The following is a 24,996-nucleotide window of genomic DNA, read 5'->3' as shown; positions in this document are numbered from 1 at the left end:
TTTCTTCTGTATATGAAGCACAGTTACTTATTAGCATCTAGCCTACTCCTGTTCAGTGCCTGTGGTAAAGACGATGCACCTGAACTCAGCCTGCCCGGCGAGTATCGGGCCGAGAACCGTATTGTAGCCACTGCTATCAACATGTACACTAGCAACGGGCAGGTAAACAACAACACGCTGATAGATAAATTTATCCGCCGACACCAGGTGGGTTCCTACTTCTCGCGCATTGACGTTCCTGTTCCCGCTGGCAATTCTCTTACGCTCTCTATCAGTTCAGACAATAAGGCGACGTTCGTGTCTATGGCGCCTAATGATCCGCGTAGCCCTGACATCCTGAAAGCTGAAATACTATCCCGCTTGCAAGATCATTTTGTACTAGCGGAGTTTGACTCCGTAAACCTAGCTAGTTCTGTGTCTTCAGACCGATGCGAACAATTATCTCGGAATATGATGCTAGAGCTACCCAACAAGCGGTGTCGGGCTCTTCCGCCTGTTACTGGTTTTTCGCAACAGTGCCGATACCGGCCTACCTCAGTGCTGCTTGTCAAGGATGGCAATTTACGGTTGCCCTTCTTCAGCTGGCTGATTAAAAATCAGCAGGGTCTAGGTTATTGTAGTAACGCGTATAACGGCGTGCGAAACATATTTAATACCACTGTCCTTAACCAGCTTCGCACAGGCGACACAATTGTGGTACAAGTGCGAGAAGTCCCTTTTATCAAGCAATAACCTCGCTGACACTTCCACATATTCAAGCATAAAGAAGCCCGACCATCTGGTCGGGCTTTTGCTTTTCATCGAGTTGATGGTTTACGAATTAGACTTCGTAATCAGCTCCACAATTTCCTCGGAAATACCAGTGGTGCTGAAGCCGCCGTCGTGCATGAGGTTTTGCATGGTTACGTAGCGGGTCAAATCCGAAAACAGGCTTACGCAGTAGTCGGCGCAGGCTTCGGCGGGGGCGTTGCCCAGCGGCGAGAGGCGGTCGGCATACTCGTAGAATGCATCGAAGCCACTGATACCGGTACCGGCCGTGGTTTTGGTTGGCGACTGGCTGATGGTGTTCACGCGCACTTTCTTGAGCTTGCCGAGGCGCTGGCCGTAGCTACGCGCAATGCTTTCCAGCACAGCCTTTGCCTGCGACATGTCGGTGTAGTCGAGGAACGCACGCTGGGCCGCAATGTAGCTCAGGGCTACGACCGAGGCCCACTCGTTGAAGGCGTCCTGCTTCTCAGCCACGGCCAGCATCTTATGAAACGACAGCGCCGACACGTCGAGCGTCTTCTGGTACCACTCGTAGTTCAGCTCGCCGTAGTGCTTGCCCTTCCGGATGTTGGCGCTCATACCAATGCTGTGCAGCACGAAGTCGAGCTTGCCGCCTAGGTGCTCTTGGGCGCCGCTGAACAGCTTCTCCAGGTCTTCCATGGAGGTGGCATCAGCCGGAATGATGGGGGCGTTGCACTGCTCGGATAGCTTGTTGATTTCGCCCATGCGCATGGCTAGCGGCGCATTGGTAAGCACAAAGCGGGCTCCTTCGGCGTGGGCTTTGAGCGCCACTTTCCAGGCAATTGATTCTTCGTTGAGCGCGCCGGAAATGATGCCGACCTTGCCAGCTAGTATGTTGTTGGACATATGGGGAAAGAAGTGTTTGAGCAGTTGAGAGTAGTTGGAGTTACAAAAGAGGTAAAAAAATGTCATTCCGGCTGGCCGGAGGAATCCGAATGCGCTTCAAGAGCGACTATTCAGGTTTCTCCGGCCAGCCGGAATGACGTTTCAACTTCTTGCCCTACCCTACCAATTCTTCGCCGCGCATCGCCAACAGCTCGCGGGCACTCTGGAAGGCGTGTTGGCTTGGGTTGGCTCCGGCAATCATATGGGCTATTTCGCTGATACGCTCGTCTAGGTTCAGTTGCCGGATGCAGCTGATGGTCCGGTCGGCACGGTCCTGCTTGTACACGAAGTAATGCGTGTCGCCGGCCGCGGCCATTTGAGGCAGGTGCGAAATGGCAATGAGCTGGTGCTTGTGGGCCATTTGCTGCATCATGCGGCCAACTTTGACGGCAATTTCTCCGGAGATACCCGTATCGATTTCGTCGAATACTATAGTGGGCAAGGCAGTTTTGTCGGCTAGCATGTACTTGATGCACAGCATCAGGCGCGAGAACTCACCGCCCGACGCTGCTTTGCTCAGCGTCTGGGGCTGCGCGCCTTTGTTGGCTGTGAACAGTATGCTGATGATATCCATGCCACTCACAGCCAAGGGTCCCGCTTGGTGGTGTACCACCAGCCGTGAGTTCGGCATGCCCAAGTCGGCTAGCAAGGCCACTAATTCTTTCTCGAATTTTGGGAAGCTCTTGCGCCGAGCTTCCGACAGCCGAGTAGCCAGCTTGGTGGCCGTGGCTAAGGCTCCGTCGGCGTCGCGGCGCAGGCGAGAAATCTGTTTGTCGAGGTTTAGCACCGAACTCACTTTGTCGCGCAATTCGTCGCGAACGGCAAGCAGTGCCACCACGTCACGCACTTGGTGCTTGCGTTGCAAGTTGTAGATGACGTTGAGGCGGCCTTGCAGTTCGTCGATGCGGGCGGGGTCGCCTTCCGTACGACGCTCGGCCGCTTCAGCTTCAGCAGCAATGTCATTTATTTCGATGACGCAGCTGTCGAGGCGTTCCTTTAGGTCGCGGAACGTATCGGCATAGGGTGCTATTTGGCCGAGCAGTGTAGCCGCATCTTTCAGGCTGCTGGTAGCGCAGTATTCGCCCTCACTTAAGCTTTGCAGCGCGTGCGTGAGCTTGAACTTGATTTCCTCGGCGTGTTCGAGCTGCTTCACTTCCTGCTCCAGATCATCCTGCTGTTCGTTGTCGAGGCGAGCCTCTTCCAGCTCATTTAGCAGAAAGCTATGGTAATCCAGCTCCTTGTTGGCCTGCGCTACTTGGTCTTCCAAGGATTTCAGATCAGCTTCCAGCTTACGATACTGCCGATAGGCGCCACTGTATTGGCCCCGCGTGGGCACCAAGCCAGCATACAGGTCCAGCAGGTTTAGCTGAAAAACAGCATCTCCGAGCAGCAGCGTGTCATGCTGGGAGTGAATGTCCATGAGGTTGGCTCCGATGTGGCGCAACGTTTCCAGCGTCACGGGCGTGTCGTTCACAAAGGCCCTGGACTTGCCCGCCGGACTGATTTCGCGGCGTAGTATGCACTGGGTATCGTAGTCGAGATCCTCGGATTCGAATATGTCTTGCAGTTGATAGCTGGAGATATCAAACTGCCCTTCAATCACGCATTTCTTCTCGGTGTCGAAAAGCATGCGGGAGTCGGCGCGGTTGCCGAGCAGCAACCCAATGGCCCCGAGCATAATGGATTTACCGGCGCCAGTTTCGCCGGTTATAATGTTGAGGAGCGCTGAAGGCCGCAGCTCCAGCTGCTCGATTAGAGCGTAATTGCGGATGCGAAGATCAACCAGCATACTATGAAATGAAGGCCCGTATCGGCCGTAGCTGAAAAACAAGAAACCCGCCGCGCTGGAACTTCCAGACAGGACGGGTTTTACAAACCTACTAATTAACTTAGGTTTATGCCAACTATATTCGCATCAAGTTTTTATGAATTCGCAAGCGTGCCATGCCGAGCGAGACAGTAAATTGGGTGAGGGTATTAACTGCCCTGATCCATACTTCTTTGGTGCCGGAATGGCAACAAGCTGCTTACTGTTGCTTCAGCATAGCTTGGTACTTGGACGAGTTGGTAGGATCTACTTCTGTGAGCAGGTTCGCCAGGTTCTGCTTTTGCTGCATATCAGTTCCACTCCGGAATATGTTGGCAATTTCCTCGGCTTTGGTATCGAAGAACGCCCGGGCTAGCAACGTACCCGGCCGACGGGTTGCAGCAACCTGTACGCTCTGTAGCGCCGTGAAAATGCTGGCACGCGCATCTTCGGGCTTTTCAATGAAAATATCGAGCCCTTGGCGGTAATATGCGTAGCTACCGGTGCGTAGCGCTTCTAGCTGGGGGTCTTGCAGGTTGTTGAGCAGCCAGTACCGGTTCCGCGTGTTGCCATCCTTCCAGGCCTCATCCGACTCGTTGGTCACGGTTTGGGAAGAAGCATTTTGCAATACAATGCGCGCTTGGTCGTAGTAAGGCGAGCCGCCCAGACGAGAGAAGCTGTCTTGGTCGAGTCCGATGGCGATGTACGTGTAGAAAGTCAGCAACGACGACAGATTCCCAACGAAGGTGTTTTCCGAGAAGTCAATCGGGTTCTGGGGCGAGTAGTTGAACCTAAAATTGCGGTCCGTGAAGCTTAGCAGGTTGGTCTCGAAACCAGTACCATACACGGGCCGCGTCGTGACGATGCGGGCCGTGGCTATATATTGGCCGTTTTGCGGAATGCCCGTGATGCCAATGAACATCCGCATCTTAATGCGTTCCTCTGGCCGGTACTCCTGGTTGGTGAAGGAGCGAGTGTTCAAAAATGCTTGAATATCCTTCTGCATTTGCTGCACCAACTGCTGGTCCGAAATAGTTACGTTTTCGGTGGTGACGCGCACTTCGGATAGTATCTCCTGGGCTTGGCTGGCAGGGGCCGCAAGCAGGAAAGCTAATACAACTAAAACAGACGACAGCAGGGAGTTACGCTTCACGGGGCAGGCGGGCAAGAACAGCTTGAACAATATCGTGGGCCACGGCGGCTTTCAGCTTCACTTCAAAGATAATCATTTCACCCTGCGCGTCCAGCAGCGTCACTTTGTTGGTGTCGTGGCGGAACCCAGCCCCAGCATCGCGCAGAGAATTAAGAACTACCAGGTTGAAATTCTTGCGGTGGAGCTTGTCGCGGGCATTTACTTCTTCGTTGTTGGTCTCCAACGCAAAACCCACCGAAAATTGTCCGGGCCGCTTGGTTTTACCTAGCGTGGCGGCAATGTCTACATTCTTGACCAGCTCTAATGTGAGCGTATTGCCTTCCTTCTTGATCTTGTTTTCAGCTACGTGCGCCGGCTTATAGTCTGCTACGGCCGCCGCAAACACCCACACGTCCGCCAGCGGAGCTACCGCGGCGGCGGCGGCATACATTTGGTCGGCTGTTTCTACGCGTTGAATCTGAATACGCGGGTGCGCCGGATCAGGGAGGTTGGTGGGGCCGCTGATAAGCGTTACATCGGCGCCGGTGGCCGCAAATGCATCGGCCAAGGCGTAGCCCATTTTGCCGGTGCTATGGTTGCCAACGAAGCGTACCGGATCAATAGGTTCGTAGGTGGGACCAGCCGTAACTAAGACGCGCATGAGGGTAGGTGAGAACAGAAAACTATCAATCGAATTTCAACAGCGCGAACGGCTAGTGCCAGTCCATCAGCATGCGCAAAGCCAAACAGCATGCGGCCAAGTGGTTAGGCTTTGTCGTGCAGTTCCATGAAGAAACGCGCCAACTCAGTTACGATATCCTCCGGCTCCAGCATACGGCCAGGACCAGAAAGGCCACTAGCCAACTCTCCGGCCGGTGAATCGAGTATGATGTTGCCGTAAGAACGCAGCCGCGCTAGGTTCGCCGTGGTGGCCGGGTGAGCGTACATATCCAGATCCATGGCCGGAGCCAGCACCACAGGGCAGCGGGCCGAGAGATACACGGCATCCAGCAGCGAGTCGCAGAGGCCATGGGCGAAGTGGGCTAGCGTGTTGGCCGAAGTTGGGGCTACCAGCAATACATCGGCCCAAAGGCCCAGATGCACGTGGTTGTGCCACTCACCAGCCTGCTCATCTTTCAGGAACCCTTGCAGCACGGGTCGTTTGGAGAGGGTTCCTAGCGTGAGAGGCGTGACAAACGCCGCCCCTGAAGCCGTAAGAATCACCTGTACCTCGGCACCGGCTTTCGTCAGTAGCCGCACCAGTGGGGCCGCCTTGTACGCCGCAATACTGCCACAAACTCCCAGTAGGATTTTGCGCCCTTCAAGCACTAACTCAGGCGGATTCATTGAATTTCACGGATTGAGAATGCCATTTTCTGACAGATGAGCGCACCCATCACAGTTGTTGCCCGATTAAGCCGGATATAAAGCAATGAAAAACAAACGGATTACACTGGACTGCACTACATGCACCCGTGTAATCCGTTTGTCTTGTTTGAATCCGTGCTTTACTCTGCCTTAGCAACTGGGCTAGGTGCTTCTTCAGCAGGCGTACGGTAATGCACTTTGCCTTCCAAGAACTCTTCGATAGCGAGGTTGGTAGGCTTGGGCAGACGCTCGTAGTGCTTGGAAATTTCGATTTGCTCCCGATTCTCGAACACCTCTTCTAGGTTATCGACGGTGGTTGCAAACTCGGCCAGCTTGCCGTTCAACTCTTCTTTCAGCTTGATAGCCAACTGGTTGGCACGCTTTGAGATGATGGCAATAGACTCGTATACATTGCCCGTCTCGTTGGCGAACTCCGACATATTGCGGGTAACGATAGAAGCAGAGAGGTTGCTTGGGGTCTTCATGAGGTGAATGGTTAACTTGTTGAATTGCCTACTTGTTGTCGTTGAATTTCTCTTCTGCTGTTAGAACCAGAGCAGCTATTCAACAATCAAACAACTCAGCCATGTATGTTTAAAATCAATTAGCCGCCGCGTCTTTCGGCTTGAGCTTAGCTACCTGCGCGGTGGCGTCGGTGTACATACGCTCGGCTTCCTTCAGGCGGCGGCTTTGCGGATAGGTGTCAATGAAGTGCTGGTAGAAGGCAACTACCTCTTGGTACCGCTCGCGCTGCTTTTCTTCTACGCTTTCGCGAGCCAAGTCATATTGGGCACTCACTTTCAAGTATTCCGCTTCTTCGTTGAAAGCCGAAGCCGGGAACTGCTGCTGGAAGTTGGTCAGGGCCACCACCGCCGACTGGTAGTAACGCAGGTCGTAGTAGAGTTTGGCTCCCTGGTACGCTTTGTTTTCCAGCTTCTTCTGCAATTCCTGCGACATATTCTCGGCTTCGGGGCGGAACGTGCTGCTAGGATAGCGGTTGATAAATTCCTGGATAGTTTCCAGGGCAGAGTACGTGTTGGTTTGGTCGAGTTCGTACTCCGGAGAATCGCGGAACAACGACTTCGCCTGTAGGAAGGAAGCCTCCTCAGCGTAGGTGGAGTTCGGATAGGTATCGGCAAACGACTTGAAGTAGTACGAGCTGAGCGTGTAGTTGCGCTGGCGGAAGTTGGTGTTAGCGAAGTAGAACTGCGCCTTTTCCGCTTCCGGGCGGCCTTTCAGCAGCGGCACTAAATCTTCGAGCAGCGTACCAGCCTTGAAAAAGTCGCCTTTGTCGTAGTACTTGATGGCAGCTTCGTACTTCTTGTTCACGTCGCCGCTCTTGAGCAGCTTTTGATAGCCGGTACAGGAGCCAAGCAGCAACGTACTCAACAAGAGAACAAAAAGAGTTGGGCGGAATGAATGCATAAGGGGCGCAAAGGTAACGGTTTCTGCCTGAATCACTGAACTGCGAACGAGCTGTTTGGTGAAAGGCACTTGCGGAAAATAAACGAAGGCCCTAAAGAGGCTCTATTTCTTGGCAGGTAGCCCCGACGCCCCTGATGGAGAAGGCGTCACACGGGTAACCGGAGGCTTGGGAACTTGTGTGGCTTTGGGCTTCGTATTGGTCTTTGGGGCAACTTTGGGCTTCGCCTTCGATTTGGTGGACTTCGACTTGGCTTTCGGTTTCGCTTTCACGGGCAACGCGAAATGCCTGCCTAACACTTGGCGGCGCGTGGGGCGTTCCGTGGGGCGCCAAGCGAAATCTTTCAGCTTTTCGTCTGCGGGCTTTAACTCATGGGGCGGAATAAAGCTGGCATCGGGGTTGGTAATGAAGCTGATGGTTTCCAGCTTGCTCTTGGCGAAGCGGAGCACCATCGTAGCCGACAGGGCTTTGTTCATGCCACTCACGGCCGTATCACCTTCAAGAGCATAGTATAGGCTCTCGGCGTTGCCAAGCACGTCCACTTTTTTTATGGCGTTGCTCTGGAAGTAGGCAATCATTCGGCGCCCCTTCACTTGGTTGAAGTTCAATAGAGTGTCTTGCCCGACAATAAAGGCATTGGCGTAGAGCCGCATCTGGTCTACTCTGCCTTTCCGCTGCCGGATTTCCATGCTGTCGGAGGTTAACTGGTTTTTGTTGCTCCACAGGATGGGCCGCTTGTTGAGGTAGATAATGGAATCCTGGCGGTTGTAGGTGAGCGAGTCGCAGCTGCCTTGCAAGTCGGTGCGAAAAATCTTCGTTCGAGGGAAAGCATAGATTACACCCGCCGCGTTGAGGGGTGGGCGGCCTTCCTGGCTGATAAGGGTATCGGCGGCCAGATACAGCGTGTCTTTGCCGGAAATGTTGCGCATCACGGGGGCGCCGTACACTTTCACTTTGCCTAACAGCCGCCAATAACGCCCCACGTCGCCGCGTATGACCACGTTGTCTTTCTTCGACGTCATGGAGACGTGCCCGGTGGCTACGCCGTATTTCTTGGCTTGGTCGTACACCAGTTTGTCGCCGGTGAGCAGGTAGTTGGGGGTTTCGATTTTAGCGTTGCGCTGAAACACGGATACGCCCGTGATGGTGTTGTGCACACCGTTTTCAGCGTACAGCGTCTGATTTTGCCGGTCCGTAAGGCGGGTCGGGCCGAAGAAGTATGCCACCTTCGAAATGGTGTTGTATTGCAGCGTATCGGTGTCGATGGTGTTGTCTTTGGTGAGCACCTTCACATCACGCTTGAAGCTGAATATCTTGGTGGTGGTGTTGTAGTACCCGTATTGGCTATCGAGCGTGTTTTCGGGGTCTACAATGTGGCCGCCGGTACTGTAATAGGCTAGGTTGCTGTTCAGGTCGTAGTCGAGCAGGCTGGTGGTGAGCGTCATGCGGGGGTCGCGCATGGTCACGTTGCCAATCATGCGGGCCTTACGTGTATCCCCGTTGTAAGTAGCCCGGTCGCCGGTGATGGTGATAGTATCGTTCTGGATGATGCGCACGTTGCTGAAGGCTTCCAGCGCATTCTTATCCGTGTACTGGTAGGCCGAGTCGCAGTAGAGCAGCGTGGTGCCCTGCCGGAAGCTCACGTTGCCGATCAACTTGCGGATTTCAACCCCGTTGAACGTCCCTCCTACCAGTCGCTCGGTGCCCGGCAACAGCTCGATACGCTGGCCTTTGGGAGGCGTGGGCTGGGGGGCGGGTTTGCGCTGAGCCGAGGCCAACAGCGGCAACCACGCCATTAAAAACAAAAAAAGAAATCTAGATAAGGGCATTGCTAAGCAAAGGTAGGAAATCTGCTTCCGCGTTGGGGTATGGGGTTGTGCTGCGAAGCTCCAGTGGAGGAAGTGCTAATGAAATATGCCGCCGCTAGCACTGCTAGGCGACTCCCCAGGCTGCCCTACTGCAACAGCGCCAGTGCCTCAACGATTCATTAAGTTGAGCCTTCGTGTTAGTTACGGCCGAGTAAACTCAGCATAGTTGGCACATTGTCGACCTCAATAGCATCGGGTTGGCAGTCTATCAGGCGCTGCACCGTGCCACTGGCGCGGCCACCGAACGTAACCACCTGCAAGCCGGCGGCGTGTGCCTGAGCAGTACGCTCCGGCGTTATCAAGTCTTTCCGGACGATGATGGCCTGCACGTTTTCAGCTTTTGCGGCTTGCAGTTGCTGCTCGAAATCATCGGTTATTTCCAGCCCGAGAGGGATGCCCGGCAATTCCTGGCGCAGGCCCGCTAACGACGATTGATTGATGGTCAAAACCAAAAGCCGGTCTGGGGGCCAGGCGTAACGCTTCAGCGTTTTGCCTAGTGCTCGGGCCAAAGCCGGCGCGCGCGCTAACGGCTGCTCGGTGTTGCAAACGTTGGTTTCGTGCAGGTCGAAGTGCAGATACGGTAATGTAGGGCGCTTACTGAGCTTGCCCAACAGGTCGTCGAGCGTGGCCGGATGCTCATCGTGCCACAAATCGTAGAACCAGCCGCCTTTATAGTCTAGCGTTTGGATGGCCGCTGCCGGCTGCTCGTAGATACAGCCTTTCCCGTTGGTCATGGACTCCAGTGTTTGGTCGTGGTAGAGCATCAGCACGCTGTCCTGGCTAAGCTGAATATCAATTTCCACTCCGTCGGCACCACGGGCTAGAGCCTTTTCAATGCTGGCCATGCTGCTAGGGGGCAACGGGTTGAACGGGTTGATTGGCGTCAGGAAGCCCGAACCGGCGTGCCCTATCACCAACGGCTGCTTACCCATGGGCAACGGCTTGGTCGATGGCCCGCAACCCACCAGCAAGAAGGGCCAGCTTATCAACAAAGAAATATACCGCAGCCAATAGTAGGAAGTATGCCGCGGCCGTGTAACAAGCTGGTCTCGTAAATCAATCATTCCGATTAGGTTTCTGATGCGTAACGTCCAATAAGGAGGCGTCCGTATTTTTGCGCCTCGCTTATCGTTTTTATATGCTCGACCAAGTCCGCCAGTACATCGAAGAACACCAGCTTTTCTCGCTCACCGAAGACCCGTTGCTAGTTGCCGTTAGTGGCGGGCAGGATTCGGTGGCGCTAGCGGATGTGCTGCACCGGTTGGGCGTGCAGTTTGCTGTTGCCCACTGCCATTTCGGGCTGCGGGGCGAAGAAGCAGACGCCGACGAGCAGTTTGTGCGCAAGCTGGCTAAGAAATACGAAGTTCCCTACTTCGCTGAGTTCTTCCAAACCAAAGCCTTTGCCGAGCAGGAGGGCATTTCCACGCAAATGGCGGCCCGCGCTTTGCGCTACGAGTGGTTTGAGCGCCTGCGTCAGACCCAGGGCCTGGCCTACATTGCCACCGCCCACCACCAGCGCGACGCGGCCGAAACCATGTTGCTCAACCTCACCCACGGCACTGGGCTGGCGGGCTTGCACGGCATTCCGGCCAAGAACGGGTACCTCGTGCGCCCTCTGCTTGGTATTGGCAAGCCTGAGCTGTTTGACTACTTGGTGGAGCAGCACTTGCTATGGCGCGAAGATGCCTCCAACGACAGCCCGGTGTACCAGCGCAACCGCCTGCGCCAGGAGGTGCTACCCGTGCTACGCGAAATCAATCCCAACCTCGACCAGACCTTGCAATTCACGGCGGAGCGCGTGGGTGGAGCCGAGGAGATTGTGCGGCGCTACGTGCAGGATACGGCCGCGCAGGCGCAACGCACCGAGGAGGAAGTCACCTACCTCAACATAGCCACGCTCCAGCGCACGGCCGCTACCACGCTGGTGCTGCACGAGCTACTGCGGCCATTTGGGTTCAGCTTTCCAGTGGTAAAAGACATTGTGGCCTCCTTTCCCGCTGAGCCTGGCCGCCGCTTCGAGTCGCCAACGCACCGCCTGGTGAAGGACCGGGAGCAGTTGGTTATCACTCGGAAGGTACTCACCAAATTCGGCACGCATCAGATTCAGGCGGGCCAGGAGGTGCTGAAAATTGACGGCTTACACCTGCGCCTAGAACTAGCTGAAGCTGCTGGCCTTACTATTCCGCGTGGCAAAGCCGTGGCTGCGCTGGATGCCGACTTATTGAAGTTCCCGCTTATCGTGCGCCCCTGGCAGGAAGGCGACTGGTTTATGCCTATTGGCATGAAAGGCAAGAAGAAGCTGTCTGACTTTCTGATTGATCAGAAAGTACCGCTCAACCTCAAAGACAACGTGTTTGTACTGGTATCCGCCGACGGCAAAATTGCCTGGGTGGTTGGCTTCCGCCCCGATGAGCGGTTCAAGGTGACAGAAGCCACTGAGCGGGTCTTGGTGGTGAAGCGGATGTAGAGGAGCAGCCTCCTACTTAGCTTTCCTAGCAAATGCCCATGAGGCTATCTTTAGTTCGGCTGGGTAGGCCGAGTCCCTTTTCAGAGGCAGGACGCTGACGGCCTTACTATTACAGAGCTGAAGATTCGGTAGCTCTAGATTGAGGGCAATTGGTGGAAAGGGTAGATAAACTTTCGCAGAAACTCTCACTTCTCGCGCTTACTTTTACCCCCGAACCCAAACCGTACACCCAATCCATCACTCGATGAAAGTTACCGTAGTTGGGGCTGGCAACGTAGGCGCTACTTGCGCCGACGTATTGGCCACCCGCGAAATCGCCAACGAAATTGTTCTGGTTGACATCAAAGAGGGCTTCGCCGAAGGCAAAGCGCTGGATATCTGGCAGAAATCTCCCATCATTGGGTATGACTCCCGCACCGTAGGTGTCACCGGCGACTATAGCCGCACCGCCGATTCGGAGGTGGTAGTTATTACCTCGGGCCTGCCCCGCAAGCCCGGCATGAGCCGCGACGACCTGATTTCGACCAACGCCGGTATCGTGAAAACGGTGACGGAGCAAGTGGTAAAGTATTCGCCCAACGCCATCATCATTGTAGTGAGCAACCCGCTCGACGTGATGACCTATCAGGCGCACCTCACCTCGGGCTTGCCCCGCGAGAAGGTATTTGGCATGGCTGGTATCCTCGACACCGCTCGGTATCGTGCGTTTCTGGCCGAAGCTCTGAACGTAAGCCCCAAAGACATCCAAGCGGTATTGATGGGCGGCCACGGCGACACCATGGTGCCCCTGCCCCGCTACACCACCGTGGGCGGCATTCCTGTTACCGAGCTAATCGGTAAGGCCGAGTTGGACGCCATTGTACAGCGCACGGCCGTGGGTGGCGGTGAGTTAGTGAAGCTGATGGGTACGTCGGCGTGGTATGCACCTGGTGCTGCCGCCGCTCAGATGGTAGAAGCCATTGTGCGCGACCAGCGCCGCGTATTCCCGGTGTGCATCGAACTGCAGGGCGAATACGGCATCAATGGTGTGTACTTGGGCGCCCCGGTTATTCTCGGCAAAAACGGCATCGAGAAGGTTATCGAGCTGCAACTCAACGACGAGGAAAAGGCAATGCTGGAAACCTCACGCGGCCACGTAAAAGAGGTAATGGATGCGCTAGACAACATGAGCCAGGCTTCAGCTTAGTTCTAGTTTCCGCTTTAATTGAAACCGGCCGTTCCGCACTAGCGGGGCGGCCGATTTTCGTTTACCGAGTATAGCGAAAGGCAGGTATTTATTACCTTGCTAGCCTAAAATCCTTACATGCACTTTCACCTTATTGATGTCAACCAAGAGATTACCGACGCCTGGAAGCAAGTATTTGCCGACGTCGATGCAGTAACAGTCCGCCACGGCTCCATCTTCGACTTTCCGTGCGACGCCATTGTCAGCCCGGCCAACAGTTTCGGCTTCATGAACGGGGGCATAGACTTTGCGATATCCAAGCACTTAGGCTGGCATATCGAGAAGGATTTGCAGCGCATTATCCGCGAGAAGTTCTACGGAGAACTATTGGTTGGGCAGGCCATCATTCTGCCTACAGGCAGCGACTTATTTCCCTACCTGATTTCAGCTCCTACCATGCGCACGCCCATGACTATTACGCGTGGGCCCAATGTGTATCATTGTATGAAAGCCCTACTGCTCTTGCTGGAGCACGGGGTACTGCCTACTGGCGAATCGGTGAAATCAACCATCAAGAGTGTAGCCATTCCAGGTCTAGGTACCGGGGTGGGGCAGGTGCGGCCGCTGGTATGCGCCCGCCAAATGCGGATTGCTTGGGAGGACGTGATACACCAGAAATATGCCACTAAAGCCGGTTGGGAAGAGTTGCGCTCCAACTACGCCTACTTCTATACCCACAACGAGTCAGACTTGAAGTACAATATCAAGTAACTTCCAGCTTGCTGTTAGGAACATAAACTTTGCTTCCGATGACTGCCGCCGACCTCGAAGTTGCCCTTCACACCCTCGCCAATCCAGCCCGAGTCGTTCTTCTACAGCGTTTCTTCAAAACCAAGCCTGGTGAGTACGGCGCTGGCGACCAGTTTTTAGGCCTTGATTTGCCGCAACAGCGCCAGCTGGCCCGGCAGTTTCGGGCGCTGCCGCTGGCCGAGGTCGAGAAGCTGTTGGCAAGTCCGTGGCACGAATGTCGGCAGACAGCCCTTATTGTCTGGACGCTGCAGTATCCGAAGGCTGGCCCCGCCGGGCAGCGCGTTATTCACGAACGGTACCTGGCCAATCGGCGCTTCGTCAACAACTGGAATCTGGTAGACATTACTTGCCCCATGCTAGTGGGCACCTACCTGCTCGACAAAAGCCGGGAGCCACTCTATGAGCTAGCAGCCGAGCCACAGCTTTGGAGCCAGCGTATGGCCTTGGTTTCAACGCTAACCTTCATTCGCAAAAACCAATTCGCTGACACCTTCCAACTGGCCGCCCAACTCCTCTCCCACCCCCACGACCTGATTCACAAGGCTATGGGCTGGATGCTGCGCGAGGTAGGCAAGCGCAACGAAGACGCCCTCGAAGAATTTTTAGCTGACTACCGGGGCCAAATGCCCCGCACCGCTTTGCGTTACGCCATTGAGCGGCTGCCACCTGAGCGGCGACACTGGCATATGCACAACTAAAAAGCTCCACTGCGAAAAGCAGTGGAGCTTTTTAGTCGGTAGTCGAGTGAGGTTACTTTTGGCTGGCGCGAAATAGCTTTTGCTTTTCGTCTTTGGAAAGGCTTTCGTAACCGGAGCGTGAAATCTTGTCGAGGATGGTATCGATGTCGTTTTGCTCGGGTTTGGGCATGGCGCCTTTCTTGGCCGCAGCAGTATTTGTACCTCCCCCACGGTGCGTGACTCGCAGCCGCGGCCGACCGGAAAGTAGTGCTCCTACCCAATCACCAACAGCTTGCACGGGAGTACCTAAGTCGCGGCCGCGTTGCAGCTGCTTTATATATAGAAAGCCGAGCAGCGCGCCACCCAGGTGGGCAATTTCGCCGCCAGCATTGCTGCCATCAAGCCCAGCCAACGATACCAGCACCACTACTGCTGCAATGTATTTGATCTTGACGGGGCCAATCAGAATGATACTGAAAGTGTAGTCGGGGAGCAGGGTGGCCGCCGCCACAATGATGGCCGTTACACTAGCCGAGGCACCGTACAAGATAGCCGGGCGTCCTTGGAAAACAGGCAGCAGATTGAACGCCAGCAGAAACAGCACCACGCCGGCCAGCGCGCCCAACACGTACAAACTCACCAGCTTCCGGTCGCCGAGGTACTCACGTACCAAAGAGCCAAACCAGTACAGGTTGAGCAAGTTGAAAAGGATGTGAAAGAACCCGATGTGGGTGAAGCTATACGTCAGCAGCGTCCAGGGGCGGGTGAGTAGGCGCATGGGCTCCGAAGGCACAGCAATCCAATCCAACACCAGCCCATGGTTGGTAGAGCCTGTGCTCACAAACATGATGGCTCCAAACACTATCAGCCCCACAAACACCAGCGCATTCAGCAGCAGCAGCTGATTCAGCGCATTGTCGCGCCGGCTGAAGGCTGTGCGGATATCGTCGATAAAGCTCATGGAAAGTAGAACGTAGAAACAGGAAAAATTGGAAACCAGGCTGCTATAGAAGCACAACAACAGCCTCCGGTTTCCAGTGACCACCAACAGAGCTGTTGGCTGCTTACTTAACCGAAATGCGTGCCATTACGTTGCCAGATTTTCAGGACAATAAAGCCAATCAACATTCCGCCCAAATGTGCAAAGTGCGCCACATTGTCGCCGGGTGTCCGGTGCAAGCCGGAGTATAGTTCGTAGGCAGTGTATAGAAATACGAACAGCCACGCTTTGATTGGAATCGGGATAGGGAATATGATGAGGGTTTGCTGTGGAAATAGAAAGCCGAAAGCGAAAAGAACCCCGAACAAGGCACCTGAAGCGCCTAGCATACCTGCGTTAGGGCTAGCCAGTAAGCTTTGATATGCGTCGTCAATAGCATCAGCGGCCTGATCTATCATAGATGCATTGCCTGGATTGCGGTCGAGCGAGACACCCATTGACTTAGCCGACTGCTCATAAGCCGGAAAATGCTGACTAAAGAAGTCTACAAAGGCAACACCCGATGGATTTTCACGAAATTCTATGCGGTCCGCGTTCATCTGCTGAATTTCATATGTGCGCACTCCTTGGTAGAGTACACCCGCTCCAATACCGCAAATCAGCCAATACGTCAGGAACCGCTTAGGCCCCCATACGTCTTCCAATGAAGCCCCGATGAACACCAACCCAAGCATGTTGGAGAGCAGATGCCCGAAGCCACTGTGCATGAACATATACGTTACAAACTGCCATGGCTTAAAATAGATGGAGCTGAACGGGTACAAAGCACCTAGTACATCAACTTGAGCGCCAAATTGGCTTTGCAAGAAAAACACCAGCACGTTGATAATGAGCAAGGTGCGAACGGTCGGAGTAAGTCGGAACATGAAGTGCTGAGTTGCGCTGGTTGAGGTAATTTCGTTGACTATTTTTCCTTACGCTGATTGCCCGGAATTCGTCGGCTTGCCGGTGCGCACCATCCCCTCTTTTTTTGGAAGCTAGCTGGTAGCTGCACCTGCCTGCAAAGCATGACAAGCAGGTGCAGCAAGCTTATTCAGCGCGTAAAGAAGGACTGCAACTGGCTCATTTCCAGCATCACCAACGTCCGGCGGCCATCGGGAGTATAGCCAGGCACTTGGCAGGCAAAAAGCTTGTCAACCAAGGCCGTCATTTCAGTATCGGAGAGACGGGCAGTGGAGGCCGTAGTGGCTACTCGGCGCGCCAAGGCCCGCGCCATTTGCTCGCGGCGCTCCAGCTTCACCGGACCCGCACTGTTGCGAAATTGCTCGATAAGGCTTTCCAGCAGTTCCTTTTCGTCGCGGGCTAGCACATCGGCCGGAATGCCTTCCACCGCAATAGTATGCTTGCCGAAATCAGTGAAACGGAATCCTAACGCGCGTAGTGCCTCTTCCACTTCGCGTAGCACGGCAAAGTCTTGCGGAGAAAACGTAATCGTACGCGGAAACAACAACGTTTGGGAGGTGCCGGTTTCGCGCTCCAATTCTTGAGCATATTGCTCGTACAGAATCCGCTCCCGCGCTGCCGCCTGGTCGATCAGCATTAGGCCCGACTTAACTGGCACCAACAAATACTGCTGGTGCAGCTGCAACACCTTGCCGCCCGGGCCAGCGGTACTCTCGCGGAGCGGCAGCTGCGGCGCAACCGGAGCGGCAACTGGCATAACAGGTAGCCCTGCTGCGGTTGGGGTTGGGGTTGGAGTTGGTGCAGGCGCTGGCATCTCTGTAGCGGCCGCTTGCGCGGCCTCCAGCGCCGCCGCCGACGGCACCGGCACTCCTTTCGCGGTGGCTTCCCGCTCCACGTCAGGCACATTGAGTTCACTCAATGATTTGTAAAACGCCTCTAGTTCGCGTTTGGCTTGGTCGGTTGGGCGGGGCGGCACCTGCCGTTCGTACGCATCCGAACGGCTGCCCCCCCGGTCAGCGCTGCTGGGACGCGGCTCCCGGGAGGCCGGCTGGGCTGCCTGCGAAGCGGCCGAAGCCAGCGCGTCGGGTCGGAAGCTGCTGTCGAACGAACTTTTCTGATCGTCTGACAAGCGCAACGGCTGGATAGGCGCAAAATTCACGTCGCCATCAAAATCCAACGACGGCGCCATGTTGTGCAAGCCTAGTGACTGTTTTACGGCAGCGCGCACAATAGCATACACGGTTTTCTCGTCTTCGAACTTGATTTCCGTTTTGGTTGGGTGCACGTTGATGTCAATGGACTTCGGGTCGAGGTCCAGAAACAGCACATAGAACGGGTAGGTGTCCTTGGGCAATAGTCCCTCATAAGCTGTTAGAACAGCATGGTTGAGGTAAGCCGAGCGGATAAAGCGGTTGTTGACAAAGAAAAACTGGTCGCCGCGGCTTTTCTTGGCAGATTCGGGCTTGCCAATGAACCCCCGCACGGTGATGAAAGGCGTCACTTCTTCACAAGCCGCCAATTGCTCTTTATACCCATTACCAAGCAAGCTCACAATGCGCTGGCTCAGCTTGCCCGATGGCAAATTGAACACTTCCAGGTCGTTTTGATACAAGGAAAACGAAATCTGGGGGTTAGCCAACGCTATGTGCTGAAACTCATCGAGGATGTGTCGCATTTCCACCGCGTTGCTTTTCAAGAAGTTGCGGCGGGCAGGCACATTGAAGAACAGATTCTTGACGCTGATGCTCGTCCCATCGGGGCAGGCCACGGGCTGCTGACTGGTAATCTGGGAGCCTTCTACCAGCAGGAGCGTGCCCGTATCTTGGTCGCGGGGCTTGGTGCGCAGCTCTACCTGAGCCACGGCCGCAATGGAAGCCAGGGCTTCGCCCCGGAAGCCGAGCGTACGGATCCGGAATAGGTCATCGGTCGTGCGGATCTTGCTGGTGGCATGGCGCTCAAGGCTCATGCGGGCATCGGTGGCGCTCATACCGGCGCCGTTGTCGACCACCTGCACGAGCTGTTTGCCAGCATCCTTGATGATGAGCTGAATCTGCGTGGCTCCGGCGTCAACGGCATTTTCCAGCAATTCTTTTACCGCTGAAGCCGGGCGCTGCACCACTTCACCGGCCGCAATCTGGTTGGCCAGGTATTCGGGAAGCAGCTGAATTATGTCGGCCATGCCAGTGGAAGAAAAGAGATACGAAAGGTGAAAATGAACACGTTAGAGAGCAGAAAAATTGCATTACGGCGGCGCTTCTACATCCAGCCACCAAAAATTATCCGTAAGTTTGCGATCAACATTCGTGTGCGAAGCGTTGTTCGAATTGCCGAATCAATGCTTTGGGAAGAGTAGAAGAAAGGATGCCGCGGGCCCGCTATGCCAACCGCCGGACTATCCGGCCCGTTCACTTTCTCCTACACGGATTGGGCAAAAGTAGGGCGAATTCCGCTTGCTTTCAACCTGACTCTATCACGCCAGATATTACCACGGGAGCCGATGCTCAAGGATTTTCGGATTAGACTCTTCCTGTTGCTCCTGGCCGCGACGGGTCTACTCATCACATCGGCCGTGCCCTACGACGATGCTGCCCGCCCGCAGTCAGTGGCCGAGCAGAACTGGGTGGACAGCGTATTCACCTCGCTCACTCCCGATCAGCGGCTGGGCCAGCTCTTCATGGTGGCGGCCTACTCCAACAAAGACAAACGCCACGCCCAATCCATCGAGAACCTGGTCCGTAACCAGAACATTGGCGGACTTATGTTCTTGCAAGGCGGGCCGCGCCGACAAGCTATTCTAACCAACCGGTACCAGGCAGCAGCCAAGGTGCCGCTACTGGTTTCGCTGGATGCCGAGTGGGGGCTAGACATGCGCCTGGACTCCAGCATGCACTTCGCCAAGCAAATGACGCTGGGCGCCATGGACGACGACCAGTACATCTATCAGATGGGCCGCGAAATTGCCCTGAAGATGAAAACCCTCGGCGTGCATGTCAGCTTCTCGCCGGTCATGGATATCAACTCCAACCCCGACAATCCGGTTATTGGTAACCGGTCGTTTGGTGAAGACAAAGAGCAAGTGGCCAAGCGGGGCGTCAGCTATCTGCGGGGCCTGCAAGACCACGGGATAATTGCGGTAGTAAAACACTTCCCTGGTCACGGCGACACTGACGTGGACTCGCACGTAGCGTTGCCAGTTATCAACTCCGACCTGGCCCACCTCACCAACGTGGACCTGTATCCGTTTCAGCAAGCCATTCAATCGGGCGTGATGGGCGTGATGGTTGGGCACCTCTACATGCCGCTATTTGATACGGTACGCTCGGTGAGTGCCACCATTTCCCGCAACCTTGTAACGGGCTTGCTGAAAGAGAAAATGGCGTACAAAGGCCTGGTCTTCACGGACGCGCTCAACATGAAGAGCGTGGCCAACCTGTATAAGCCTGGCCAACTGGATGCGCTGGCGTTGCTAGCTGGCAACGACGTGCTGCTGTTTTCGGAAGATGTACCGGTAGCCCTGACCAAAATCAAGGAAGCCATAGCGGCAGGCGCCATTACGCAGGAAGATGTCGACCAGCGGGTCCGCAAAATTCTGCGCGCCAAGTACTGGGCGGGGCTCAACCATTACCAGCCCATCAATGTGCCAACCCTGATGACCAACCTAAACCGGCCCCAAAGCCGGGCGGTAGCGCAGGAAATATTCGAACACGCCACTACCGTTGTCAAGAATCAAGACAACCTCCTCCCCTTTTTGCGCCTCGATACGCTCCGCATTGCCACCGTGACCATCGGCACGGGTGCTGGAAGCACGGTGGGCGAAATCATGGGCAAGTATCAGAACGGGCCAGTGTATCCGGTGCCGAACCGCTATGCTCCTGATACCACGTTTGCCCGCTTGCTGCCCCGCCTAGCGCCTTACAACACGGTAGTTGTGACGCTTCACAACATGAACAACACCCCCACCCATAACTATGGCATTGGGGATGGGGCACTCAAATTTATAAAGGCGCTGCAAGCGAATCCGCAGCTAAAAACCGTGGTAGTAGCCATGGGCAATGCGTACGCTCTCAAAAGCCTCGACAGTGCTCGTACTCTAGTATGCGGCTACGAAGACACGTATGCAGCGCAGTTGGTGGTTCCGCAGGTGCTGTTTGGCGCACTGCCAGCCAAAGGGCGCCTACCCGTAACGGTTACTCCGGAACTTAAAGCCGGCACAGGTATTCCCACACCGGATTTGCGGCGCCTACGCTACGCCACCCCAGAAAGCGAAGGCCTAGATTCTAAAGTACTAGCTCAAATTGACAACATCGGTTTGGAAACAGTGGCGTATGCCGCCGCTCCAGGCTGCCAGGTGATAGTAGCCAAGAACGGCGCTGTAGTGTTTGACAAAAGCTACGGCTACTGCACCTATGACAAGGCCAATCCGGTGAGTGCCAGCACGCTGTACGATTTGGCTTCCGTGACCAAAGTAGCTGGCACGTTGCAGGCCATCATGTACCTCAAAGACCAAGGCACGCTCAGCCTGGACAGCAAAGTAGCCTCTTATCTGCCGGAGCTGAAGCAAACCAACAAACGAGACATGACTGTGCGGGAGGTGCTGCTCCACCAAGCAGGCTTGAAGGCGGGCATTCCTACCTGGGAGAAGACCATTACCAAGACGGGCCCAAAGCCTACGTTCTACGCCAGCACCAGCGCAACCGAGTTTCCCAATCAGGTAACGCCCACCCTGTTCAGCGTGCAGACTGCCGAAGATTCGGTGTGGACGTGGGTGCAACGCTCTAGCTTGCTGCCGAAGGTGAAAGGCAAATACCCAGTAGAATACAGCGACTTAAGCTTCATCATTCTTAAGCGGGTAGCTGAGAAATTACTCAATCAGCCCATTGAGAATTTCTTGGATAAGAATTTCTATAAGCCACTGGGGTTAGGCACCATGACCTACAACCCGCTGGCTAAGTTTCCGCAGTCGTGCATTGCGCCCACCGAAAACGATACGTACTACCGCCGGACGCAATTGCAAGGCACCGTACACGACCAAACCGCTGCCATGATTGGGGGCGTCGGTGGCCATGCAGGCTTGTTTGCCAATGCCAATGACCTAGCCATTCTGATGCAGATGAACTTGCAAAATGGCCGGTACGGAGGGCGCAATTACTTTCAAGCTCCCGTTGTGACGGAGTTTGCGCGCAGCACGGTAGCTGGCAACCGACACGGCTTAGGCTGGGACCACGGCGACCCTAGCAAGCCCGAAGGCCCCACTTCCAACCTCTCGCCGGCTAGCACGTTTGGCCACACCGGTTTCACGGGCACCTGCGTTTGGATGGACCCCGAAAACAAAATCCTATACATCTTTCTTTCCAACCGAGTGTACCCCGACGCTGGCAACAACAAACTGCGTCAATACAACATTCGTACGCGTATTCACGACGTCATCTACAAGTCGCTCCTGAAGTCATGATTTGTTGTTCGAAGTTGATTTTCCCCTGACCTGCATCTGGCGGTGAGGCATCCAATCGGGATGGCTTGCCGCCTTTTTTATTTTTCGTTGTCTTTCCGTCAAGAGAGAACCCGAGCATTCGTTTTCAACTACTACCTCTGGTCCTTCTTGCGTCGGAACGACAACCTTTTTCCTCTCTCATGAACATTGGCATCGTCTGTTACCCCACCTTTGGCGGCTCCGGGGTCGTAGCCACCGAACTTGGTAAGGCACTGGCTCTGAAAGGCCACCGCGTGCATTTCATCACCTATAGCCAGCCAGTGCGTCTCGACTTTTTCAACGAGAACTTGTTTTACCACGAAGTCTATATTCCGCCGTATCCGCTGTTTCAGTTTCCACCCTACGAGCTGGCTTTGGCAAGCAAGATGGTGGACATTGTTCAGAACGAGAAGCTAGATGTGCTCCATGTGCACTATGCCATTCCGCACGCGTCGGCGGCCTACATGGCCAAGCAGATTCTTGTCACGAAGGGTATCCGCGTACCGGTAATCACCACCTTGCACGGCACCGACATTACGCTGGTGGGCAAAGACGCCAGCTATGAGCCCGTTGTGACGTTCAGCATCAACCAATCGGATGGGGTGACGGCCGTTTCGGCGGACTTGCGCAAGGAAACTTACGAGTACTTCGCCATCGAGAAAGACATCGAGGTTATTCCAAACTTCATCAACCTAGACCGATTTCGGAAGCAAGACAAAAACCACTTCCGGGCAGCCATTGCACCCGACGGCGAAAAGCTGCTCATTCATACGTCCAACTTCCGCTCGGTGAAGCGGGTGGAAGACGTGGTGCGTATTTTCGACGGGGTGCGGCAGCAGGTGCCCGCCAAGCTGTTGCTGGTGGGTGATGGACCCGACCGCCCCCGCATTGAGAAGCTCTGCCGCGACCTGGGGTTATCCAGCAACGATGTGCGCTTCCTGGGCAAGCTCGAAGCGGTAGAGGAAGTGTTGAGCGTATCGGATCTGTTCCTGATGCCTTCAGAGAAAGAAAGCTTCGGCTTGGCGGCGCTAGAAGCTATGTCGTGCGAGGTGCCAGTCATCAGCACCAATGCTGGCGGTATCCCGGAGTTAAACGAGCACGGCATAACCGGCATGGTCAGCAACGTGGGCGACGTGGCCGACATGGTCAAGAATGCGTTATACGTCCTGCAAGACGACAACCTACCGCGCTTTAAAGCGGCTGCCCGCGCCCACGCCGAAACCTTCGCGACGGATAAGATAGTACCACGCTACGAGGAATGTTATCAGCGGGCTATTGATGCGCAGCTAGCAGCAGTGTAAAGGCAGCAACTTCGTTTTATACGAAAACCAAAACGCCGGTTTCTCTTCCCTGAAAGGAAAGAAACCGGCGTTTTTCCTATTGGCAGGTCACCTAGTCTACAGAAACATCGCCCCTACTTCTTCCCAGTTGTGGACCCGCCGATAACGGGTTTCATTGGCATTGTGCGGCGCGTCGAACAACAGGCCTTCGCCACGAAAACCCTCGAAGTTGAAGGCATTATCGTCGATGAGATAGTCGGCGTTGAGGATGCTTTTGTCGCCACAGAAAACGATGTTCCGCCACGAAATAAAGTCGAAGTGTTGTTTGAGCCAGTTGTATTTGTCGACAAAGGAGTTGGGAAACTCCATAGCAGCCGTAGCAATAAACAGCTCGTGTTGTTGCGCTATTTCGCGTAGTACGCGCTGGCTATCGGCAATAATGGGTAGGTCTTTGAAGAAGCCGGGCCGGTTGGGGTACTCACGCAGGGCAGGTTGGTGTTCGGGCGCTATCGTATCATATAGCTTTTTACCGCGCAGTTGTTCCCGCGTTATTTCAAGGTTGTATTCAAGCCCATACCATTCCTGAAACCGAGCGATGGAGTCGGCTATTACCTCGTCCATGTCCACTGCAATGCGTGCTTTTATCATGTACTGTGTTGGTAACGGAAGCAAATCAAACTCAGCGCCTCGCTAAGCATATGAGCTTTTCTGGCACCCTAAGAGCAGTCAGGCAGGTTGGTTGCGTACCGATTCAGGGAACTTAGAACAAGCCGGCTGCCTCGCGTTTCACGGCGTGCAAGGCGCGTTCGGTTGGGTCAGCTTCCTCGTTGATTAGCGTTTCAAGCACCCGCTTGGCTAGCTCGGTTCCGCGGGCCTGCTGAGGCTGCGCTAACCCTTGGTACGACTTGTTGATAACGGTGAGGATGTGCTCCTTGGCGCTTTTCACTTCTGCCCAGGTTTCAGGACTCATGTAGAGTTGCTGCGACAGGTTGTGCTCGTATTCTGCCCGAATTTCCTGCAGCAACAGCCGGTAGTAATCGGGGGCCGTCTGGCCGGCGCTATTCAGGCGAATAAGAATGTTGTTGGGCGTGATACGCTCCAGCAGCAACGTAACTCGCTCCAAGGCTTGCAAACGCAGTGGCAAGGTGGTTTTGGTGGCTTCTAGGCGTAATTCAATTAAGCGCCGCTGCTGCTCTTTCTCTAGGTATTGCTGAATGAGGTAGAAAATCGAGCCTGCAACAATGAGTGCTGGCAAAATAATTTTGAGTAGGTCGAAGAGGTAAGCAGTGGTATTCATTAGGTTTTTTTACAGACCAGAAGAAAGGGCATTCGAAAGATAAAGAGAGGCACTACGGTTCACTATTTGCCTCGGCAACCACACATCCAGCAAGCAGTATCAGCCTTACCGCATGTTTCCATACGAACTAGGCATATTTTTGGCTGGGCAAAGATACACTGTGAACCGCAGGGGCCCCTCTTCTGTTGTAGCCCTAGAGCAGCCACGGTGGGTGGTAGTATTTCGGGAATATTGCCCGTGCAATACTAGCCAACTTTGTATCTTTGCTGCCTTACTTCCCTAAACACGAACGCACTATGGCAACTGCCGTTTCCACGAAACTTGCTCCGATCAACCTCACGCCCCGCGCTTTGGAAGAGGTTCGTATTATTCTGCGCGATAAGAATGTGCCTGCTGAGTACGGTCTGCGCGTAGGCGTGCAGGGCGGCGGCTGCTCCGGCATGAGCTACCTGCTTGGCTTCGATAAAGCCAAGGACCAGGACGAAACCTTCGACCTAGACGGCGTATTGCTCATCATGGATAAGAAACATGCCATGTATGTAATGGGCATGGAAGTCGATTTCCAGGATGGTCTGAACGCCCGTGGTTTCGTCTTTAACAACCCGCAGGCTAAAAGCACGTGTGGTTGTGGCTCTTCGTTCTCGGCATAAAGAAC

At 54.8% G+C, this 24,996-nt stretch carries 21 protein-coding genes; 7 read left to right on the top strand and 14 right to left on the bottom strand.

Annotated elements, in window-relative coordinates; genetic code table 11:
• Positions 1 to 813: 813 nt before the first annotated feature.
• The 9 genes from MTX78_RS05515 to MTX78_RS05475 all read right to left on the bottom strand — a co-directional run bounded on the left by MTX78_RS05515 (position 814) and on the right by MTX78_RS05475 (position 10,336).
• Positions 814 to 1,635 carry an enoyl-ACP reductase FabI gene (locus MTX78_RS05515; protein ID WP_243800644.1) on the bottom strand — a complete coding sequence of 274 codons (822 nt, stop codon included), beginning with the start codon at positions 1,633 to 1,635 and terminating at the stop codon, positions 814 to 816.
• A 154-nt stretch (positions 1,636 to 1,789) separates the two neighbouring features.
• Positions 1,790 to 3,463 (bottom strand): DNA repair protein RecN, encoded by a 1,674-nt coding sequence (gene recN / locus MTX78_RS05510; RefSeq protein ID WP_243800640.1) that lies wholly within the window; start codon positions 3,461 to 3,463, stop codon positions 1,790 to 1,792.
• A gap of 238 nt (positions 3,464 to 3,701) precedes the next feature.
• The gene (gene porD / locus MTX78_RS05505) at positions 3,702 to 4,634 is read right to left on the bottom strand and encodes a type IX secretion system protein PorD (RefSeq protein ID WP_243800638.1); all 933 of its coding nucleotides are present in this window, start codon (positions 4,632 to 4,634) and stop codon (positions 3,702 to 3,704) included.
• The gene (locus MTX78_RS05500) at positions 4,624 to 5,274 is read right to left on the bottom strand and encodes a phosphopantothenoylcysteine decarboxylase (RefSeq protein ID WP_243800636.1); all 651 of its coding nucleotides are present in this window, start codon (positions 5,272 to 5,274) and stop codon (positions 4,624 to 4,626) included. Before MTX78_RS05500 ends, porD begins: the two co-directional genes overlap by 11 nt.
• Before the next feature lie 104 nt (positions 5,275 to 5,378).
• Positions 5,379 to 5,960 (bottom strand): flavoprotein, encoded by a 582-nt coding sequence (locus MTX78_RS05495; RefSeq protein ID WP_394805605.1) that lies wholly within the window; start codon positions 5,958 to 5,960, stop codon positions 5,379 to 5,381.
• Between the two features lie 161 nt (positions 5,961 to 6,121).
• Positions 6,122 to 6,466, bottom strand: a complete 345-nt coding sequence (locus MTX78_RS05490; RefSeq protein WP_243800634.1) for a DNA-directed RNA polymerase subunit omega — start codon at positions 6,464 to 6,466, stop codon at positions 6,122 to 6,124.
• 115 nt (positions 6,467 to 6,581) lie between these two features.
• Complete coding sequence (locus MTX78_RS05485) at positions 6,582 to 7,406, bottom strand: outer membrane protein assembly factor BamD (RefSeq protein WP_243800633.1); 825 nt, start codon at positions 7,404 to 7,406, stop codon at positions 6,582 to 6,584.
• Positions 7,407 to 7,508: 102 nt separating this feature from the next.
• Positions 7,509 to 9,233 carry an OstA-like protein gene (locus MTX78_RS05480; RefSeq protein ID WP_243800629.1) on the bottom strand — a complete coding sequence of 575 codons (1,725 nt, stop codon included), beginning with the start codon at positions 9,231 to 9,233 and terminating at the stop codon, positions 7,509 to 7,511.
• A gap of 176 nt (positions 9,234 to 9,409) precedes the next feature.
• On the bottom strand, positions 9,410 to 10,336 hold the full coding sequence (locus MTX78_RS05475) for a glycerophosphodiester phosphodiesterase (RefSeq protein ID WP_243800628.1): 927 nt from the start codon (positions 10,334 to 10,336) through the stop codon (positions 9,410 to 9,412).
• 74 nt (positions 10,337 to 10,410) lie between these two features.
• Here MTX78_RS05475 and tilS point away from each other — a divergent pair, with 74 nt between their 5' ends.
• The 4 genes from tilS to MTX78_RS05455 all read left to right on the top strand — a co-directional run bounded on the left by tilS (position 10,411) and on the right by MTX78_RS05455 (position 14,412).
• The gene (gene tilS, locus MTX78_RS05470) at positions 10,411 to 11,739 is read left to right on the top strand and encodes a tRNA lysidine(34) synthetase TilS (RefSeq protein ID WP_243800625.1); all 1,329 of its coding nucleotides are present in this window, start codon (positions 10,411 to 10,413) and stop codon (positions 11,737 to 11,739) included.
• Between the two features lie 244 nt (positions 11,740 to 11,983).
• Entirely contained in the window at positions 11,984 to 12,925 is a 942-nt protein-coding gene (mdh, locus tag MTX78_RS05465; RefSeq protein WP_243800623.1) for a malate dehydrogenase, read from the top strand.
• Between the two features lie 117 nt (positions 12,926 to 13,042).
• Positions 13,043 to 13,675: a macro domain-containing protein gene (locus MTX78_RS05460; RefSeq protein WP_243800621.1), complete on the top strand. Its 633-nt coding sequence runs from the start codon at positions 13,043 to 13,045 to the stop codon at positions 13,673 to 13,675.
• Between the two features lie 38 nt (positions 13,676 to 13,713).
• Positions 13,714 to 14,412, top strand: a complete 699-nt coding sequence (locus tag MTX78_RS05455; RefSeq protein ID WP_243800619.1) for a DNA alkylation repair protein — start codon at positions 13,714 to 13,716, stop codon at positions 14,410 to 14,412.
• A gap of 52 nt (positions 14,413 to 14,464) precedes the next feature.
• On the opposite strand, the gene MTX78_RS05450 is transcribed toward MTX78_RS05455, so the two are convergent.
• The 3 genes from MTX78_RS05450 to mutL form a co-directional block, all read right to left on the bottom strand.
• On the bottom strand, positions 14,465 to 15,352 hold the full coding sequence (locus MTX78_RS05450) for a rhomboid family intramembrane serine protease (protein ID WP_243800615.1): 888 nt from the start codon (positions 15,350 to 15,352) through the stop codon (positions 14,465 to 14,467).
• Positions 15,353 to 15,459: 107 nt separating this feature from the next.
• Positions 15,460 to 16,257, bottom strand: coding sequence for a rhomboid family intramembrane serine protease (locus tag MTX78_RS05445; protein ID WP_243800614.1), 798 nt, complete (start codon positions 16,255 to 16,257; stop codon positions 15,460 to 15,462).
• A 167-nt stretch (positions 16,258 to 16,424) separates the two neighbouring features.
• On the bottom strand, positions 16,425 to 18,473 hold the full coding sequence (mutL, locus tag MTX78_RS05440) for a DNA mismatch repair endonuclease MutL (protein ID WP_243800613.1): 2,049 nt from the start codon (positions 18,471 to 18,473) through the stop codon (positions 16,425 to 16,427).
• A 198-nt stretch (positions 18,474 to 18,671) separates the two neighbouring features.
• Here mutL and MTX78_RS05435 point away from each other — a divergent pair, with 198 nt between their 5' ends.
• Together MTX78_RS05435 and bshA are read left to right on the top strand one after the other, a co-directional pair.
• Positions 18,672 to 21,746 (top strand): glycoside hydrolase family 3 N-terminal domain-containing protein, encoded by a 3,075-nt coding sequence (locus MTX78_RS05435; protein ID WP_243800612.1) that lies wholly within the window; start codon positions 18,672 to 18,674, stop codon positions 21,744 to 21,746.
• A 179-nt stretch (positions 21,747 to 21,925) separates the two neighbouring features.
• On the top strand, positions 21,926 to 23,065 hold the full coding sequence (gene bshA / locus MTX78_RS05430) for an N-acetyl-alpha-D-glucosaminyl L-malate synthase BshA (protein ID WP_243800611.1): 1,140 nt from the start codon (positions 21,926 to 21,928) through the stop codon (positions 23,063 to 23,065).
• 96 nt (positions 23,066 to 23,161) lie between these two features.
• Here bshA and MTX78_RS05425 read toward each other — a convergent pair whose 3' ends face one another.
• Positions 23,162 to 23,692, bottom strand: a complete 531-nt coding sequence (locus MTX78_RS05425) for a 5' nucleotidase, NT5C type (RefSeq protein ID WP_243800610.1) — start codon at positions 23,690 to 23,692, stop codon at positions 23,162 to 23,164.
• Between the two features lie 112 nt (positions 23,693 to 23,804).
• Positions 23,805 to 24,341 (bottom strand): DUF7935 family protein, encoded by a 537-nt coding sequence (locus tag MTX78_RS05420; RefSeq protein WP_243800607.1) that lies wholly within the window; start codon positions 24,339 to 24,341, stop codon positions 23,805 to 23,807.
• A gap of 296 nt (positions 24,342 to 24,637) precedes the next feature.
• Here MTX78_RS05420 and MTX78_RS05415 point away from each other — a divergent pair, with 296 nt between their 5' ends.
• Positions 24,638 to 24,991 carry a HesB/IscA family protein gene (locus tag MTX78_RS05415; protein WP_243800606.1) on the top strand — a complete coding sequence of 118 codons (354 nt, stop codon included), beginning with the start codon at positions 24,638 to 24,640 and terminating at the stop codon, positions 24,989 to 24,991.
• Positions 24,992 to 24,996: the final 5 nt, after the last annotated feature.

Origin of the sequence: Hymenobacter tibetensis, from assembly GCF_022827545.1 — a bacterium.
GTDB lineage: Bacteria > Bacteroidota > Bacteroidia > Cytophagales > Hymenobacteraceae > Hymenobacter > Hymenobacter tibetensis.
This window is presented reverse-complemented; position numbering and strand designations above follow the sequence as displayed.

Bases quoted from the DNA above. Each gene is read 5' to 3' on its own strand.
- MTX78_RS05515 (WP_243800644.1), bottom strand. From the start codon at position 1,635: ATGTCCAACAACATACTAGCTGGCAAGGTCGGCATCATTTCCGGCGCG.
- recN (WP_243800640.1), bottom strand. From the start codon at position 3,463: ATGCTGGTTGATCTTCGCATCCGCAATTACGCTCTAATCGAGCAGCTG.
- MTX78_RS05500 (WP_243800636.1), bottom strand. From the start codon at position 5,274: ATGCGCGTCTTAGTTACGGCTGGTCCCACCTACGAACCTATTGATCCG.
- MTX78_RS05495 (WP_394805605.1), bottom strand. From the start codon at position 5,960: ATGAATCCGCCTGAGTTAGTGCTTGAAGGGCGCAAAATCCTACTGGGA.
- MTX78_RS05490 (WP_243800634.1), bottom strand. From the start codon at position 6,466: ATGAAGACCCCAAGCAACCTCTCTGCTTCTATCGTTACCCGCAATATG.
- MTX78_RS05485 (WP_243800633.1), bottom strand. From the start codon at position 7,406: ATGCATTCATTCCGCCCAACTCTTTTTGTTCTCTTGTTGAGTACGTTG.
- MTX78_RS05480 (WP_243800629.1), bottom strand. From the start codon at position 9,233: ATGCCCTTATCTAGATTTCTTTTTTTGTTTTTAATGGCGTGGTTGCCG.
- MTX78_RS05475 (WP_243800628.1), bottom strand. From the start codon at position 10,336: ATGATTGATTTACGAGACCAGCTTGTTACACGGCCGCGGCATACTTCC.
- tilS (WP_243800625.1), top strand. From the start codon at position 10,411: ATGCTCGACCAAGTCCGCCAGTACATCGAAGAACACCAGCTTTTCTCG.
- mdh (WP_243800623.1), top strand. From the start codon at position 11,984: ATGAAAGTTACCGTAGTTGGGGCTGGCAACGTAGGCGCTACTTGCGCC.
- MTX78_RS05460 (WP_243800621.1), top strand. From the start codon at position 13,043: ATGCACTTTCACCTTATTGATGTCAACCAAGAGATTACCGACGCCTGG.
- MTX78_RS05455 (WP_243800619.1), top strand. From the start codon at position 13,714: ATGACTGCCGCCGACCTCGAAGTTGCCCTTCACACCCTCGCCAATCCA.
- MTX78_RS05450 (WP_243800615.1), bottom strand. From the start codon at position 15,352: ATGAGCTTTATCGACGATATCCGCACAGCCTTCAGCCGGCGCGACAAT.
- MTX78_RS05445 (WP_243800614.1), bottom strand. From the start codon at position 16,257: ATGTTCCGACTTACTCCGACCGTTCGCACCTTGCTCATTATCAACGTG.
- mutL (WP_243800613.1), bottom strand. From the start codon at position 18,473: ATGGCCGACATAATTCAGCTGCTTCCCGAATACCTGGCCAACCAGATT.
- MTX78_RS05435 (WP_243800612.1), top strand. From the start codon at position 18,672: ATGCCAACCGCCGGACTATCCGGCCCGTTCACTTTCTCCTACACGGAT.
- bshA (WP_243800611.1), top strand. From the start codon at position 21,926: ATGAACATTGGCATCGTCTGTTACCCCACCTTTGGCGGCTCCGGGGTC.
- MTX78_RS05425 (WP_243800610.1), bottom strand. From the start codon at position 23,692: ATGATAAAAGCACGCATTGCAGTGGACATGGACGAGGTAATAGCCGAC.
- MTX78_RS05420 (WP_243800607.1), bottom strand. From the start codon at position 24,341: ATGAATACCACTGCTTACCTCTTCGACCTACTCAAAATTATTTTGCCA.
- MTX78_RS05415 (WP_243800606.1), top strand. From the start codon at position 24,638: ATGGCAACTGCCGTTTCCACGAAACTTGCTCCGATCAACCTCACGCCC.